Source organism: Kitasatospora sp. NPDC032757 (assembly GCF_055579305.1).
The window spans coordinates 23,932-37,804 of record NZ_JBVINN010000036.1; the positions used below are offsets into that span (position 1 = coordinate 23,932).

The window sequence follows — 13,873 nt, forward strand, 5'->3', positions numbered from 1 at the left end:
TCCCGGGGCGCCGCGGCCGGCCGCCGCCTCCCGGGCCTCGTCAGCCCGCCGCGGCGAGCTGGCCGCAGGCGCCGTCGATCTCCTGGCCGCGGGTGTCCCGGACGGTCGTCGGCACACCGTGGGACTGGAGCCGGCGGACGAACTCACGCTCGTCCTCGGGCCGGGAGGCCGTCCACTTGGAGCCCGGAGTCGGGTTCAGCGGGATCAGGTTGACGTGCACCCGGTGATTCTTGATCAGCCGCCCGAGCAGGTCCGCCCGCCACGCCTGGTCGTTGATGTCCTTGATCAGCGCGTACTCGATGGAGATCCGGCGGCCGGACTTCTCCGCGTAGTTCCAGGCCGCGTCGAGCACCTCGGCCACCTTCCACCGGGTGTTCACCGGCACCAGCTCGTCACGCAGCTCGTCGTCCGGGGCGTGCAGCGACAGCGCGAGCCGGCAGGACAGGCCCTCGTCGGCGAGCCGGTTCATGGCCGGGACGAGGCCGACGGTGGAGACGGTGATGCCGCGCTGGGAGAGGCCGAAGCCGTCCGGCGCCGGGTCGGTGAGGCGGCGGATCGAGGCCAGCACCCGGTTGTAGTTGGCCAGCGGCTCGCCCATGCCCATGAAGACCACGTTGGACAGGCGCGCCTCGCCGCCCGGGATCTCGCCGGCCTTGAGCGCGCGCATCCCGGCGGCGATCTGCTCGACGATCTCCGCGGTGGAGAGGTTGCGGGTCAGCCCGGCCTGGCCGGTCGCGCAGAAGGGGCAGTTCATGCCGCAGCCGGCCTGCGAGCTGATGCACATCGTGACCCGGTCCGGGTAACGCATCAGCACCGACTCGACCAGCGTGCCGTCGAACAGCTTCCAGAGCGTCTTGCGGGTGGTGTCGTCGTCGCACGAGACGTGGCGGACGACCGACATCAGATCGGGCAGCAGGCTCTCGGTGAGCTTCTCCCGGCTGGCGGCGGGGATGTCCGTCCAGGCCGCCGGGTCGTTCGACATCCGGCCGAAGTAGTGGTTGGAGAGCTGCTTCGCGCGGAACGGCTGCTCGCCCAGCTCGGCGACGGCCTCCTTGCGCTCGGCGGGGCTCAGGTCGGCGAGGTGTCGCGGGGGCTTGGCGCCACGCGGCGCGACAAAGGTCAGTTCTCCGGGCTTAGGCATGGTTCATCCAGTGTCGCAGACCGCCAGAGCGGACCCGTCTCCCCCTTGGGGAGCAACCGTCGCCCCTGGGCGCCGTCTGTCATCGTTGGGTGTCCTCAGACGGCCCACGGACGGCCCCCGTTACTCACCCGGACTCGCTGCTTGCCGATGAGTCTTCGTCGCCCCCCATAGCGGCAATAAGGCGATTCCTAGCTTGCTCAAGGCGACCGGCGTAGTCCGGCATGAAGATCTCAGGCAGCGCCTTCTCAAGAGGCCCGGAGATCGAATACACGGCGGACCACACCGCCTTGTCCGGCACGATTGCGTCCAGCCGGTCGGACTTGATCATCACTTCAAACAGCCAGTCAGACAGCACGAACGCCTGATCGCGGGTGAGGCTGATGGTCACCGGTTCCTCGTTCACCTCGGCACCGTACCGCGCGGAGGCAGAGTGATCTCGGCCAATACGGCAGCGAGCGGCCGAAGCCACGCTGGAGCACCTGCGGGCCTTGACCGGGCGGTGAGGCCAGGAGCTGCCCTGAACGGGGCACGGTGCCACCGGCTGCCGCCTACCGGCTCCCGGCCTCGGCCTCGGCCTCGTACGTCCGGCTCTGGCCGGTTCCTCGGTACTCCGACACGGGATGGGCTCGGCCCCGGGCCGCATACGGGCGGTGTGCGCTATCAGGCCATGGCCGGCCTGGGAGCCGGGTGTGGGCTCCGGCAGGGCGCGATCATCGGTCTCGCCGACCCGGCCCTGACGCTCCGGGTCTGTGCCCACCTCATGCCGAACAGCCAGGACCGCGCCCGGAGGGCCGTGGACCGGCTGTTCCTGCCGGGCGAACCGACCGCCTGACGGCCCAGGGACGGCCCAGCGCATGAACGAAGGCCCCCCTACCGGCGGCAAATCCGCTGGTAGGGGGCCCTTCGTTGCGTCACCCGTCAGTGTTCTCCGGCTTGGGCCTGGTTCATCCAATGTCGCGGACGCCGCGGGGTGCGCAGACGGCACAGGGCCCCGGACGCCTGGCGTCCGGGGCCCCGCTCGTACCGGTCCGACCGGTTGCGGTCGGTCAGCTGCCGACGAAGGCCGCCAGCAGCAGCCAGACCACCGGGGCGGTCGGCAGGAGCGAGTCCAGCCGGTCCATGATTCCGCCGTGACCGGGCAGCAGCGTGCCCATGTCCTTGATGCCGAGGTCCCGCTTGATCATCGACTCGCCCAGGTCGCCCAGGGTCGCCACGACCGCCGCACAGCCGCCCAGGATCAGGCCCTGCCACCAGCTTCCGTCGTCGATGATCAGCTGCATCAGCAGCGCACCCGCCAGCATCGACAGGCCGATGCCGCCGGCCAGGCCCTCGCGGGTCTTGCCCGGGCTGATCGTCGGGGCCAGCTTGGTCCTGCCGAACTTGTAGCCCACCGCGTAGGCGCCGGTGTCGCTGCAGACGGTGACGATCAGGAACAGCACGATCCGCTGCGGGCCGTCGTCGGCCGCCAGCATCAGCGCCACGAAGGTGGCCAGGAACGGCACGTAGAAGGCGGTGAAGATGCCGGCCGTTATGTCGCGCAGGTAGTTCTCCGGCGGCTCGGCCATCCGCCAGACCATCACCGCCAGCCCGGTCAGGGCCAGCGATGCCGCCGCCCACTGCACCCCGGACCAGTAGCCGGTGGCGATCATCGCGATGCCGCCCGCGACCAGCGGGATCAGGGGCGCCTTGATCTGCTTGCGCTCGGACAGCCGGCTGGTCAGCTCCCAGACGCCGACGGACACCGCCGCCATCACCACGACCAGGAACAGCGCCTTGACGACGAACAACGAGGCGATGATCACCGCGCCGAGGCCGACCCCCACGCCTATCGCGGCCTGGAGGTTGCGACCACCGCGCTGCTTGCGCGGCTGCGGCTGCGGGTCGGGCTGGGCCACGGGTGTCTCCTGCCCTGGGGGGAACGACGGCACAGGGTGGGGCTGCCCGGCCGCCGGGTGGCTCTGCGGCGGCGCGGGGTACGCCGAGGCCCCCGGGTGCGGCGGCTGACCGCCGTGGCCGGGGGTGGGGGCGACGTCGTCGGTGATCGCGCGCAGCACGACCGTCTCCGCCGCACCCGGCACCGCCGTCCGGGGCTGCTCGTCCCGGAACAGCGGGCCGCTCAGCCGCCCGGCCTCCCGGGCCGGCCCCTCGGCGGGGTCTGGCCCTGGGTCGGCCGGTACGGGAGGCATGACCTGAGTCTCCTCCGCGTCGCCGCCCCAGTACACCGGAGGCTGCTGCGAGTGACCCGTTCGGTGGCCGGGGTCACCCGCAGCGGCGCCCGGGCCGGCCGGCTGCTGCGGCTGCCGGTGTTGCAGCTGCTGCGCGGGCCGGTGCTGCCCGGGCTGCGGCTGGTACTGCGGGGGCTGCTCCGGCCCGGCCGGCTGCGGAGCCGGCGCGGGCCGGTACGGGGGGTGCGGCTGGTACTGCGGGTACTGCTGGTCGGATGGGCCCCAGTAGCCAGGGGCGTCAGGGGCGTCGTTCATCAGACTTCGAGCAGCTCGGCTTCCTTGTGCTTCAGCAGCTCGTCGACGCCGGCCACGTACTTGGCCGTCGTGTCGTCGAGCTCCTTCTCCGCGCGGCGGCCCTCGTCCTCGCCGATCTCGCCGTCCTTGACCAGCTTGTCGATGGCGTCCTTGGCCTTGCGGCGCACGGAGCGGATCGAGACCTTGGCGTCCTCGCCCTTGCCGCGGGCGACCTTGATGTACTCGCGGCGGCGCTCCTCGGTGAGCTCGGGGAGCACCACCCGGATGATGGAACCGTCGTTGCTCGGGTTGACGCCCAGGTCGGAGTCGCGGATCGCCTGCTCGATGGCCTTCAGCGCGGTCTTGTCGAACGGCGCGACGACCGCCATCCGCGGCTCCGGCACGGAGAAGGACGCCAGCTGGTTGATCGGCGTCACGGCGCCGTAGTACTCGGCCACGATCTTGGCGAACATCGCCGGGTGGGCACGGCCGGTGCGGATGGCGGCGAAGTCGTTCTTGGCGACCTCGACGGCCTTCTCCATCTTCTCCTCGGCCTCGAGGAGGGTCTCTTCGATCACTGTGTACTCCCTGTCCGGTTCATCTGCTGGTGTCCCGACCGGTGTCGGCGTCGAAGCCGGTCGCGGTGTGGAGGGAACCGGTCACGGTGCCGGCGCCCTCCCGTACGGCTGACTGCTGCTCAGGCCCGGACAGAATCCTGGCTGATGAGTGTGCCGATCTTCTCACTCTTCACCGCACGCGCGATATTGCCCTCCGCCAGCAGCTCGAAGACGAGCATCGGGAGGTTGTTGTCCTTGCACAGCGTGATCGCGGTGAGGTCGGCGACCTTGAGGTCGCGGGCGATGACCTCGGAGTACTCCAGCGCGTCGAACTTGACCGCGTCCGGGTTGGTCCGGGGGTCGGAGTCGTAGACGCCGTCCACGCCGTTCTTGCCCATCAGCAGGACGTCGGCGTGGATCTCCAGGGCTCGCTGGACGGCCGTGGTGTCGGTGGAGAAGTAGGGCATGCCCATCCCCGCGCCGAAGATCACGACACGGCCCTTCTCCAGGTGCCGGACGGCGCGCAGCGGCAGGTACGGCTCGGCGACCTGGCCCATGGTGATGGCCGTCTGTACCCGGGTCTCGATGCCTTCCTTGACCAGGAAGTCCTGCAGGGCGAGGCAGTTCATCACGGTGCCGAGCATGCCCATGTAGTCGGATCGGGCCCGGTCCATGCCGCGGACCTGCAGCTCGGCGCCGCGGAAGAAGTTGCCACCGCCGATGACCACTGCCACCTCGGTACCGGCGCGGACGACGGTGGCGATCTCACGGGCGATCGCGTGCACGACGTCCGGGTCGACGCCGAGCCCGCCGCCACCGGCGAAGGCCTCACCGGACAGCTTCAGCAGCACCCGGCGGCGCGAGCCGCCCTGGGGGTCCTGCGCGGTCTCCTGCGTCTCCTGCATGGACTTCTCCTTCTACACCTACTGGTTCACAGACGCTGGGGTGCGGATCCCAGGCCTGCGCGTACACGCGAGGAGGCCACTGCCGCGGGAACCGGTTCGGTGTCCTGCACGGCAATGGCCTCCTCGTCGTTCATGGTGCCGACGCGGCCCGCCCGTAGACGGATGACGCTGGGGTGAGCCCGTTCGGCGCGTCCCTCCCGCCCTGCTCAGCGGGCGGGGGCGGTTCCCAGCCTAAGCGTGCCGGGAGTCCGGTGGAACGTGGCTCAGGCGCCGACGCGGAAGCGGGCGAAGCGCTTGAGGGCGACGCCGTTCTCCTCGAGGACCTTGGCAACGGTCTTCTTGTTGTCCTTCGCGAAGGCCTGCTCCAGGACGGAGTTCTCCTTCACGAAGCCGGTGACGCGACCCTCGACGATCTTCGAGAGGGCGGCCTCCGGCTTGCCCTCCTCGCGAGCGGTGGCCTCGGCGACGCGGCGCTCGTTCTCGATGTCCTCGGCCGGGATGTCCTCGCGGGAGAGGTACTTCGGCGCGAAGGCGGCGATGTGCTGCGCAACGTCCTTGGCGACGTCGGCGTTCTCCTTGTCCAGCTCGACCAGGACGCCGACGGCCGGCGGCAGGTCGGGGCTGGTCTTGTGGAGGTAGACCGCGACGAAGCCGTCACCGTCGAACTGGGCGAAGCGACGGAAGACGATCTTCTCGCCCAGGGTCGCGTTGGCCTCGTCCACGAACTGCTGGACGGTCTTGCCGGCCTCGATCTCGGAAGCCAGGGCGGCGTCCAGGTCGGCCGGGGCGCTGCTGGCGACGTGGGCGGCGATCGCGTCGGCGACCTTGACGAAGTTGTCACCCTTGGCGACGAAGTCGGTCTCGCAGTTCAGCTCGACCAGAACGCCGGACTTCTTGTCCTCGGCGATCAGCGCGGCAACGGCGCCGTTGGAGGCGTCGCGGCCCTCGCGCTTGGCAACGCCCTTCTGGCCCTTGATGCGCAGGAGCTCGACGGCCTTCTGGACGTCGCCCTCGGCCTCGTCAAGGGCCTTCTTGCAGTCCATCATGCCGGCGCCGGTGAGCTCACGGAGCTTCTTGACGTCCGCGGCGGTGAAGTTCGCCATGGTGTGAATCTCTTCTCGCGTCTCGCGTGTCTGCGTGGGGTTGCGCCGGGACCGCTGGTTCGGTCCAGGCACGGGAGAGAGGGGCACCGACCGGTGTCGTACCGGTGGGCGCCCCTCACCCTTGGTACGTCAGGCCTGCTCGGCCGGAGCCTCGGCAGCGGGGGCCTCGGCGGCCGGAGCCTCGGCAGCGGGGGCCTCGGCGGCCGGAGCCTCGGCGGCGGGGGCCTCGGCGGCGGCGGGGGCCTCCTCGGCCTTCTTCTCGCCCTCGAGGATGTCCTTCTCCCAGTCGGCCAGCGGCTGGTCGGCGCCCGGCTCGGCCTTGACGTCGCCCTTGGCGACACCGGCGCGGGACTTGAGGCCCTCGGCGACGGCGTCGGCGATCACACGGGTCAGCAGGGTGACGGAGCGGATCGCGTCGTCGTTGCCCGGGATCTTGTAGTCGACCTCGTCGGGGTCACAGTTGGTGTCGAGGATGGCGACGACCGGAATGTTGAGCTTCCGGGCCTCACCGACCGCGATGTGCTCCTTCTTGGTGTCCACGATCCAGACAGCGCTGGGAACGCGCTGCATGTCACGGATACCGCCGAGGGTCTTCTCCAGCTTGTCGTGCTCGCGCTGGAGGACCAGGAGCTCCTTCTTGGTCAGGCCGGAGCCGGCCACGTCCGAGAAGTCCAGCTCGCCGAGCTCCTTGAGGCGCTGCAGACGCTTGTAGACGGTCGAGAAGTTGGTCAGCATGCCGCCGAGCCAGCGCTGGTTCACGTAGGGCATGCCCACGCGGGTGGCCTGCTCGGCGATGGCCTCCTGGGCCTGCTTCTTCGTGCCGACGAAGAGGACGCTGCCGCCGTGGGCAACGGTCTCCTTGATGAACTCGAAGGCGCGGTCGATGTAGTTCAGCGACTGCAGGAGGTCGATGATGTAGATGCCGTTGCGCTCGGTAATGATGAAGCGCTTCATCTTCGGGTTCCAGCGACGGGTCTGGTGACCGAAGTGGACGCCGCTCTCCAGCAGCTCCCGCATCGTGACGACGGCCATAGCCGTACTCCTAAGGTGTTGCGCCCGGCTCCGCGCAGCCGATGTCGTGGTGCGCACGGTGGCGCTCCCCGCTCGCGTCTGCGTACGGCCGGGTCAGGCTCGGTTTTGTCCGTGGCAGCCAGGTGACAGCCACGCCTGACGCCCCGAACGTGCCGAGCCGCTTCGGCCCGAGCGGTCCGGAGACCGGTACGGGCTCGGCGGACCGAGCGGCACTCGCACCTGGCGGGGGCGGCGGCTGAGCCACATCCGTCCACCGGTGGCGGGGCGTGCGAAGTCGACCCGGCGGACCGGGTCGCGTGTGAAGTGTACGGGAAGCGCCGAGCGACGGGCGACTCCAGCGGGGTGGAGGGGTGAGCGGAGGGCGCGCGGGCGGGGCGGAGTGGGTGGGCGCCGTGGGTGTGGGGCGGGCGGGGCGGAGTGGGTGCGTGGGTGGAGTGGGGTGGGTACCGGGCGATCGGGATGGGCGGGATGGGCGGGATGGGCGGGATGGGAAGGGTAGGTGGCTGAGTGACTGCCGGGGCTGTGTACGCCCGGCGGGGGGACGACGGTTGTCCACAAGGGCGGGTTGTCCACAGGAATCGGGGTGGGGCTGGCCGGGGTGGCGGGCTGTGGGGAGTCTCGTGCGCATGAGCGCTGCTGCCGGTGTGACCGGTTCCTTGGGTGGGGCCCGGGTCGGGTCGTGGGTCAGGTCGTGGGTTCGGTCGTGGATCAGGCCTCGGGCCAGGCCTTGGGCCACGCTGTGGGTTGGGGCGACCGCCGTCGGTTCGGGAGGTGCTCCCGGTTCGTTCCCGGACCTCTCGCTCCCCGAGCTGTCGTCCCCGCCGCCTGGGCCTGGGCGCAGCCACCGGGTCCGGCTGGTGCTCCTGGCTCAACTGGTGCTGACAGCGCTGCTGACGGTCACGCTGCCGGAGCCGGTCGGGCATGCGGCGGGCGGTGCTGGGAGCGTTGCCGGGGGGAGCCGTGCCGGTGGGGGTGGTGCCGGCGGCGGGAGCCGTGGCGGTGGCCAGGGTGGCGCCGACGGCGGTCCCGGGAGTGGCCCTGGTGCCGGGCGGGCGTGGCCGGTGGGTGGGCCGGGCGGGCTGGTCGCGCGGTTCGAGGCGCCGCCGACGCCCTGGGCCGCAGGACACCGGGGTGTCGACCTGCTAGCCGCACCCGGGACCGACGTCCGGGCAGCCGCCCCGGGCGTGGTCTCGTTCTCCGGCCTGGTGGCGGGCCGACCGGTCGTGACCGTCACGCATTCCTCGTCCGGCGCTCCCCCGCTGCGGACGACCTATCTGCCCGTCACCGGCTCCGTCCCCGTGGGCACCACGGTCACCGCGGGCCAGGTGATCGGACAGCTCGCGCCCGGCACCGGTCACTGCGCCGGCCGTGACTGCCTGCACTGGGGGCTGCTGCGCGGCGAGCGCTACCTGGACCCGCTGGCGCTGTTCGGCGGGGGAAGGTCACGACTGCTCCCGCTCGGCCGGGACCGGTGAGCGCGCCTCCGCTCAGCGACCGCCCAGGCCGTGCAGCGCAAGGGCGACGGCGGCGTCCGCGATCACGTCCTGGTTCTCGGACAGGCCGCCGGCCGCCCGCTGCTCGGCCTGCCGGACGGCAGCCTCCACGATCCCCTGGAGCAGCGCCGCCGCGAGCCGGGGCTGCTCGTGGCCGAGATCCTCCATGGCCTGGATCACCAGCCCGACCAGCTTTCCGTGCGCCGCCCGGATGCGCTCGCGCGCCGCCTCGTCCAGCTCCAGCGCCGAGATCGCCGTCACCGCCCGGTGGCGAGGATCCCCGGCCAGTGCGAGCTGACCCCGGACGTACGCCTCGATCCGGCCGGCCGCGGTGTCGCAGCTCTCCATCCCGGCCTCGATCTCGGCCGCCCAAAGCGGAAAGTCGACCTCGCAGAGCACCTCGACCACGGCGGCGCGGGAACGGAAGTACTCGTAGACCGAGGAACGCGCCAGCCCGGTGCGCGCCGCGAGCGCGGGGAAGGTCAGGGCCTCCATGCCCCCCTCGGTGAGGAGGCTGCGGGCAGCGTCGAGTAGAGCTGCCCGCTGCAGCTGGCGATGCTCGGCCAAAGTGGCCGCTCGGATCTTCGGCACCCTCCCACTGTACGGAGCCCTACATCCCGCCGATACGGCGCCGCGGATGCCGGACGATTGCGGGCGTGAGCTGGCGCATGCGGGCGGCTGCGTGAGTGGAGGCAAGTAGGTACGGGCGTGGGTGCGGGCGAGGGCGCGGGCGTGGGTGCGGGCGCGGGCGCGAGCGAGGACGCGGGTGGGCGGGTGCTGTGTGCGGGCGGGTGCTCTGTGCCCTACCGGATGTCGGACAGCTTGGCCCGCAGCTGCAGCACCGACTTGGTGTGGATCTGGCTGACCCTGCTCTCCGTCACCCCCAGGACCTGTCCGATCTCGGCGAGGGTCAACCCCTCGTAGTAGTAGAGCGTCACCACCGTTTTCTCCCGCTCGGGGAGGGTGTTGACCGCCTGCGCCAGCAACCTGCGCAGCTCCCTGTCCTCGGCGACCTCGACGGGGTTGTCCGCCGTGTGGTCCTCCAGGGTGTCCATCAGGCTCAGCCGGTCCCCGCCCTCGCCGACCGGGTGGAGCAGCTCATCGAGCGCCACCACGTTGGCGAGGGAGAGCTGGCTGAAGATGGCGTGCAGGTCCTCGATCGCGATGCCCATCTCGGCCGCGACCTCGGGCTCGTGCGGCGTCCGGCGCAACCGGGCCTCTAGCGTCGCGTACGTCCGCTCGATGGCCTTGGCCTTCTGCCGCACCGAACGCGGGATCCAGTCCAGTGCCCGCAGCTCGTCGATGATCGCGCCGCGGATCCGGCTGATGGCGTACGTCTCGAACTTGATGGCGCGGTCGATGTCGAACTTCTCGATCGCGTCGATCAGCCCGAAGACGCCGGAGGAGACGAAGTCGGCCTGCTCGACGTTGGAGGGCAGGCCGACGCCGACGCGGCCCGCGACATATTTGACGAGTGGTGAGTAATGCAGGATCAACTGCTCCCGGAGCCGCTGGTCACCCGTCTCCTTGTAGGAGCGCCAGAGCACTTCGAGCGCCGTCCGTTCCTGGCCGCCCGTGTCCCGCCGGGGCGCGGGCGGGGGCACCTCGGCGGGCGGGGGCACCACACTCTGGTCGGGGGCCCCGGGTTGGTCGGGAACATCGGGCTGGTCGTGGACACCTGCTTGCGTGGGAGTAGCGGGCTGCTCGGGGGCGGCGTCCGGCGCACCGGGCGCGTCCGGCCGGTCGGCGTACGCCCCGGTGTGCGCCGGCCGGCCGCCCTGCCGGGCGAGGGCCCCCATCGCACCCGTCGCCTTGGGCGGGAACTCGATCACGGGGCGCCGCTCGGTCCGCGGCCCTCCCGACGACCGGGCGCCACCGGTCACTCTGTGTCCGGGAATGTGTGTGGGCATGCGTTGGTCTGCGCCGTTCTGCCGAGTCATGTGCTGATAGGGAAGGCATGGCGAGCGTAGCGTGACCGACTCACTGCAATGTGCTACCGCCACTCGGTCGTCCCCCGATCCGGTGGCGTTCGTGTCACCGGATCCGGACGCCGGAGGTAGACGAGCCGCAACCCCTCCCCCTTTACTTCCTCCTCTCCCGGTCGTAGCCGGGCCTTTACTCAGGACTCCCCCAGGCCCTACCGCCTCCTTCCAGCCCCTTGCCAGCCCCTTGCCCGCACCCTCGTCAGGCCGTGCCCCTCGTCCGATTCCTCGCCCTCCCCCACCCGCTCCCCTGCCTCCGCCCTCGCCGGCCCCGACCCGCCGCCCTGGTCAGTCGCCTCCCCTTCTCCGCACCAGCCGCCAGTGCGCGCCGTGCCGCTCGACATAGCCGAGCGACCCCAACTCATAGAGCCGGTGGAGCACTTCGTCCGGCAGGAGCCCGGACTGCCGGGCCAACCGCTCCACCGGGGCGCCCTCCGCGGTGGCGGGCACGGCCTCCAGCACCCGGGCGACCGCCGGCTCCAGCAGGTCCCGGGGCAGCACCGGACCGCTTCGCTGCGGCGCCAGGTCGTCGCCGATCGCCCCGATCAACTCGGCCACCTCTGACGCGTCGGTGACCAGGGTCGCGCCGCTGCGGATCAGGGCATGCACCCCGGCGGAGAGCTCCGAGGTCACCGGGCCGGCGACGCCCATGGTGTGCCGGTTGAGGTCACGGGCGCGTCTGGCCGTACTGAGCGCCCCGCTGCGCAACGCCGCCTCGACCACCACGGTGCCCCGGGTGAGCGCCGCGATGACCCGGTTGCGCAGCACGAACCGGAACCTGTTCGGGTGCTCCCCCGGCGGGAGTTCGCTCAACAGCAGCCCCTGCGAGACGATCCGTCGGATCAGCTCCGCGTTGCCGCGCGGGTAGGCGACGTCCACACCGCAAGCGAGGACACCGATGGTCATACCGCCGACGGCCAGCGCACCCCGGTGCGCCGAGGCGTCGATCCCGTACGCCGCACCGGAGACCACCACCCACCCTCGCTCAGCGAGCTGTGCCGACAGCTCCCCGGCCACATGGGCGCCGTAGGCCGTACAGGCCCGTGCGCCGACGACCGACACCGAGCGGAGGGCGAGCAGCCGCAGCGAACCCGTCCCGGCCAGCCAGAGCCCGATCGGCCGCCCGTCCCCCAGGTCGTCCAGCTGGCTCGGCCACTCCGTGTCGCCCGGAATGATGAAGCGCCCGCCGACGGTTCGCACCCGCTCCAGATCCGCGACGGGGTCCACGTCCACGAGTCTGGCCCGGTAGGCCGCGAGCCGGTCCGCGTCCAGCCCGGGCTGGGCGGGCACGGTGCCGTCCCGGATCGCCTGGACGACATCGACGGCGGTGAGTCGGGACAGCCATCGCCCCAGGACTGCATCGCCCGGTTCGCTGAGCCGGCTCAGCACCGCCCTGGCGTAGCGCTCGGTACCGGCCGCCGCAGCCGTCTCGGAGGGAGGCTGACGGTGGTTGATCGTCTGATTCACGGTCTCGTCTCCTCGTGCCCTGGTCTGCTGAGTCCCGGTCATCCGCCGCTACCGGCCGGGCTGGGCCGGGCCGCCTTTCCGCCCTTCGGCGTGTCTCCCGCTGCCCTGCCGACGCCGATCCGGCCGAAGGCGCGCTCGGTCAGCGGCAGCCCGTGTTCGACGCCGGTCCGCAGCACAAGGGCGGTCCGCACGTCCCGTTGGTCCGGGCGGTCCCTCCCGGCGAGATCGGCGACCGTCCAGGCGACCCGGAGCACCCTGTCCAGGCCGCGGGCGGTCAGCAGCCCTCGCTCCAGTTGGCGCGCGGCGTCGTTCAGCGCGCCGGACCCGAGGTCCCAGCGGGTACGCAGCTCATGGCCGGGCACCTCGGCATTGGTCAGCCACGGTGTGTTCGCCAGGCGGGCCGCCGCACGCTCCCGCGCGGCCAGCACCCGGGCCGCGACGATCTCCGTGCTCTCGGCCGTGGTGTCCCGCTCCATGAGCTCGACCCTCGTCACCGGGGCCACCTGGACCTGGAGATCGACCCGGTCGAGCAAAGGGCCCGAGAGCCTCCCCTGGTACCGGCTGACCATCGCGGGGGTGCACTCGCAGCCCTCGCCCCGGCGGGAGTACCGCCCGCACGGGCACGGATTGGCCGCCAGGCAGAGCAGGAATCTGGCCGGGAGCCGGAGCGATCCGGCCGAGCGGGCGATCACCACTTCGCCCGACTCCAGCGGCTGGCGCAGCGCGTCGAGGACCCTGACCGGAAACTCCGGGGCCTCGTCCAGGAACAGCACTCCCCGGTGCGCCAAGGACACCGCGCCCGGCCTGGGCAGGCCACTGCCGCCGCCGACGATCGCCGGCATGGTGGTTGAGTGGTGCGGGGCGCAGTACGGCGGGCTGGCGATCAACGGCCTGCCGGCCGGGAGGAGCCCCGCCACGGAGTGGACGGCGGTGACCTCCAGGGCCTCCTTCTGGGTGAGTGGTGGCAGGAGCGCCGGCAGCCGCTCCGCCAGCATCGTCTTCCCCGCGCCCGGCGGGCCCTTGAGGTACAGATGGTGACCGCCCGCGGCAGCGATCTCCAGGGCTCGGCGGGCCTCGTACTGGCCGGCCACATCGGCCAGGTCGAGGCGGGAGGCCTTGTCGTCGGGCAGTCCCCGCACGCCTGCGGTGGGGAGCATCAACCCTGCCATCAGCGGGTCGGGGCGGCCGCCGATCGGGTCGGGTGGTTCCTCCGGCGCGGGAGCGCCGGTGAGGACGGCGACCAGTTGGCGCAGGCTGCGCACCCCGATGACGGTGACGCCCGGGACCAGCGAGGCCTCGGCGGCGGTCTGCTCGGCCACGACGACCCGCTGGTACCCGGCATCGGCGGCGGCCAGCACCGAGGGAAGAACGCCGCGCACCGGGCGCACCCGGCCGTCCAGCCCCAGCTCGCCGATGATCAGCAGATCGGCGATGGACGACGGGTCCAGCCGTTCGGCGGCGGCGAGGACGGCGCAGGCGACGGCGAGGTCGAAGCCACTGCCGCTCTTGGGCACCGCGGCGGGGCTGAGCCCCACCGTCAGCTTCCGCTGCGGCCACGCCTCGCCGCTGTTCACGACGGCCGCGCGCACCCGGTCGCGAGCCTCGGACAGCGCCTTGTCGGGCAGGCCGACCAGGGCGAACGCGGCGACTCCCGGTTCCAGGTCGGCCTGGACCTCGACGATCACACCGTCGACACCCACCAGGGCGACGGAGCAGGTACGGGCGAACGCCATC

At 71.7% G+C, this 13,873-nt stretch carries 13 protein-coding genes; 2 read left to right on the forward strand and 11 right to left on the reverse strand.

What is annotated here, in order from left to right:
• Positions 1-40 precede the first annotated feature (40 nt).
• Both rlmN and ACZ5WK_RS30345 read right to left on the reverse strand, forming a co-directional pair.
• A complete protein-coding gene (gene rlmN, locus ACZ5WK_RS30340; RefSeq protein ID WP_465552080.1) occupies positions 41-1,141 on the reverse strand; it encodes a dual-specificity RNA methyltransferase RlmN in 1,101 nt (366 codons plus the stop codon).
• 124 nt (positions 1,142-1,265) lie between these two features.
• The gene (locus ACZ5WK_RS30345) at positions 1,266-1,544 is read right to left on the reverse strand and encodes a hypothetical protein (RefSeq protein ID WP_465552082.1); all 279 of its coding nucleotides are present in this window, start codon (positions 1,542-1,544) and stop codon (positions 1,266-1,268) included.
• Positions 1,545-1,793: 249 nt separating this feature from the next.
• On the opposite strand from ACZ5WK_RS30345, the gene ACZ5WK_RS30350 reads away from it, so the two are divergent.
• A complete protein-coding gene (locus ACZ5WK_RS30350; RefSeq protein ID WP_465552084.1) occupies positions 1,794-1,973 on the forward strand; it encodes a hypothetical protein in 180 nt (59 codons plus the stop codon).
• A 214-nt stretch (positions 1,974-2,187) separates the two neighbouring features.
• Here the strand turns inward: ACZ5WK_RS30350 and ACZ5WK_RS30355 are convergent, their stop codons facing one another.
• The 5 genes from ACZ5WK_RS30355 to rpsB all read right to left on the reverse strand — a co-directional run bounded on the left by ACZ5WK_RS30355 (position 2,188) and on the right by rpsB (position 7,197).
• A complete protein-coding gene (locus tag ACZ5WK_RS30355) occupies positions 2,188-3,327 on the reverse strand; it encodes a phosphatidate cytidylyltransferase (protein ID WP_465552168.1) in 1,140 nt (379 codons plus the stop codon).
• A 293-nt stretch (positions 3,328-3,620) separates the two neighbouring features.
• Positions 3,621-4,178: a ribosome recycling factor gene (gene frr / locus ACZ5WK_RS30360; protein ID WP_148642762.1), complete on the reverse strand. Its 558-nt coding sequence runs from the start codon at positions 4,176-4,178 to the stop codon at positions 3,621-3,623.
• Between the two features lie 119 nt (positions 4,179-4,297).
• Positions 4,298-5,062 (reverse strand): UMP kinase, encoded by a 765-nt coding sequence (pyrH, locus tag ACZ5WK_RS30365; protein ID WP_465552086.1) that lies wholly within the window; start codon positions 5,060-5,062, stop codon positions 4,298-4,300.
• 263 nt (positions 5,063-5,325) lie between these two features.
• Positions 5,326-6,165, reverse strand: coding sequence for a translation elongation factor Ts (gene tsf / locus ACZ5WK_RS30370; RefSeq protein WP_396325954.1), 840 nt, complete (start codon positions 6,163-6,165; stop codon positions 5,326-5,328).
• A gap of 129 nt (positions 6,166-6,294) precedes the next feature.
• Positions 6,295-7,197 carry a 30S ribosomal protein S2 gene (rpsB, locus tag ACZ5WK_RS30375; RefSeq protein WP_465552088.1) on the reverse strand — a complete coding sequence of 301 codons (903 nt, stop codon included), beginning with the start codon at positions 7,195-7,197 and terminating at the stop codon, positions 6,295-6,297.
• Between the two features lie 1,061 nt (positions 7,198-8,258).
• Between rpsB and ACZ5WK_RS30380 the strand changes: the two genes are divergently transcribed.
• Positions 8,259-8,672 (forward strand): M23 family metallopeptidase, encoded by a 414-nt coding sequence (locus ACZ5WK_RS30380; protein WP_465552090.1) that lies wholly within the window; start codon positions 8,259-8,261, stop codon positions 8,670-8,672.
• Positions 8,673-8,684: 12 nt separating this feature from the next.
• Here the strand turns inward: ACZ5WK_RS30380 and ACZ5WK_RS30385 are convergent, their stop codons facing one another.
• The 4 genes from ACZ5WK_RS30385 to ACZ5WK_RS30400 form a co-directional block, all read right to left on the reverse strand.
• Positions 8,685-9,257, reverse strand: a complete 573-nt coding sequence (locus tag ACZ5WK_RS30385; protein WP_465552170.1) for a TetR/AcrR family transcriptional regulator — start codon at positions 9,255-9,257, stop codon at positions 8,685-8,687.
• A gap of 236 nt (positions 9,258-9,493) precedes the next feature.
• The gene (whiG, locus tag ACZ5WK_RS30390) at positions 9,494-10,294 is read right to left on the reverse strand and encodes an RNA polymerase sigma factor WhiG (protein WP_465552172.1); all 801 of its coding nucleotides are present in this window, start codon (positions 10,292-10,294) and stop codon (positions 9,494-9,496) included.
• 666 nt (positions 10,295-10,960) lie between these two features.
• Positions 10,961-12,139: a DNA-processing protein DprA gene (gene dprA / locus ACZ5WK_RS30395; protein WP_465552092.1), complete on the reverse strand. Its 1,179-nt coding sequence runs from the start codon at positions 12,137-12,139 to the stop codon at positions 10,961-10,963.
• 38 nt (positions 12,140-12,177) lie between these two features.
• Positions 12,178-13,872: a YifB family Mg chelatase-like AAA ATPase gene (locus ACZ5WK_RS30400; protein ID WP_465552094.1), complete on the reverse strand. Its 1,695-nt coding sequence runs from the start codon at positions 13,870-13,872 to the stop codon at positions 12,178-12,180.
• Position 13,873 lies beyond the last annotated feature (1 nt).

What these genes read in the sequence shown, in the direction of transcription:
- rlmN (WP_465552080.1), bottom strand. Translation starts at nt 1,141, where the DNA reads ATGCCTAAGCCCGGAGAACTGACCTTTGTCGCGCCGCGTGGCGCCAAG.
- pyrH (WP_465552086.1), bottom strand. Translation starts at nt 5,062, where the DNA reads ATGCAGGAGACGCAGGAGACCGCGCAGGACCCCCAGGGCGGCTCGCGC.
- ACZ5WK_RS30355 (WP_465552168.1), bottom strand. Translation starts at nt 3,327, where the DNA reads ATGCCTCCCGTACCGGCCGACCCAGGGCCAGACCCCGCCGAGGGGCCG.
- rpsB (WP_465552088.1), bottom strand. Translation starts at nt 7,197, where the DNA reads ATGGCCGTCGTCACGATGCGGGAGCTGCTGGAGAGCGGCGTCCACTTC.
- ACZ5WK_RS30400 (WP_465552094.1), bottom strand. Translation starts at nt 13,872, where the DNA reads ATGGCGTTCGCCCGTACCTGCTCCGTCGCCCTGGTGGGTGTCGACGGT.
- tsf (WP_396325954.1), bottom strand. Translation starts at nt 6,165, where the DNA reads ATGGCGAACTTCACCGCCGCGGACGTCAAGAAGCTCCGTGAGCTCACC.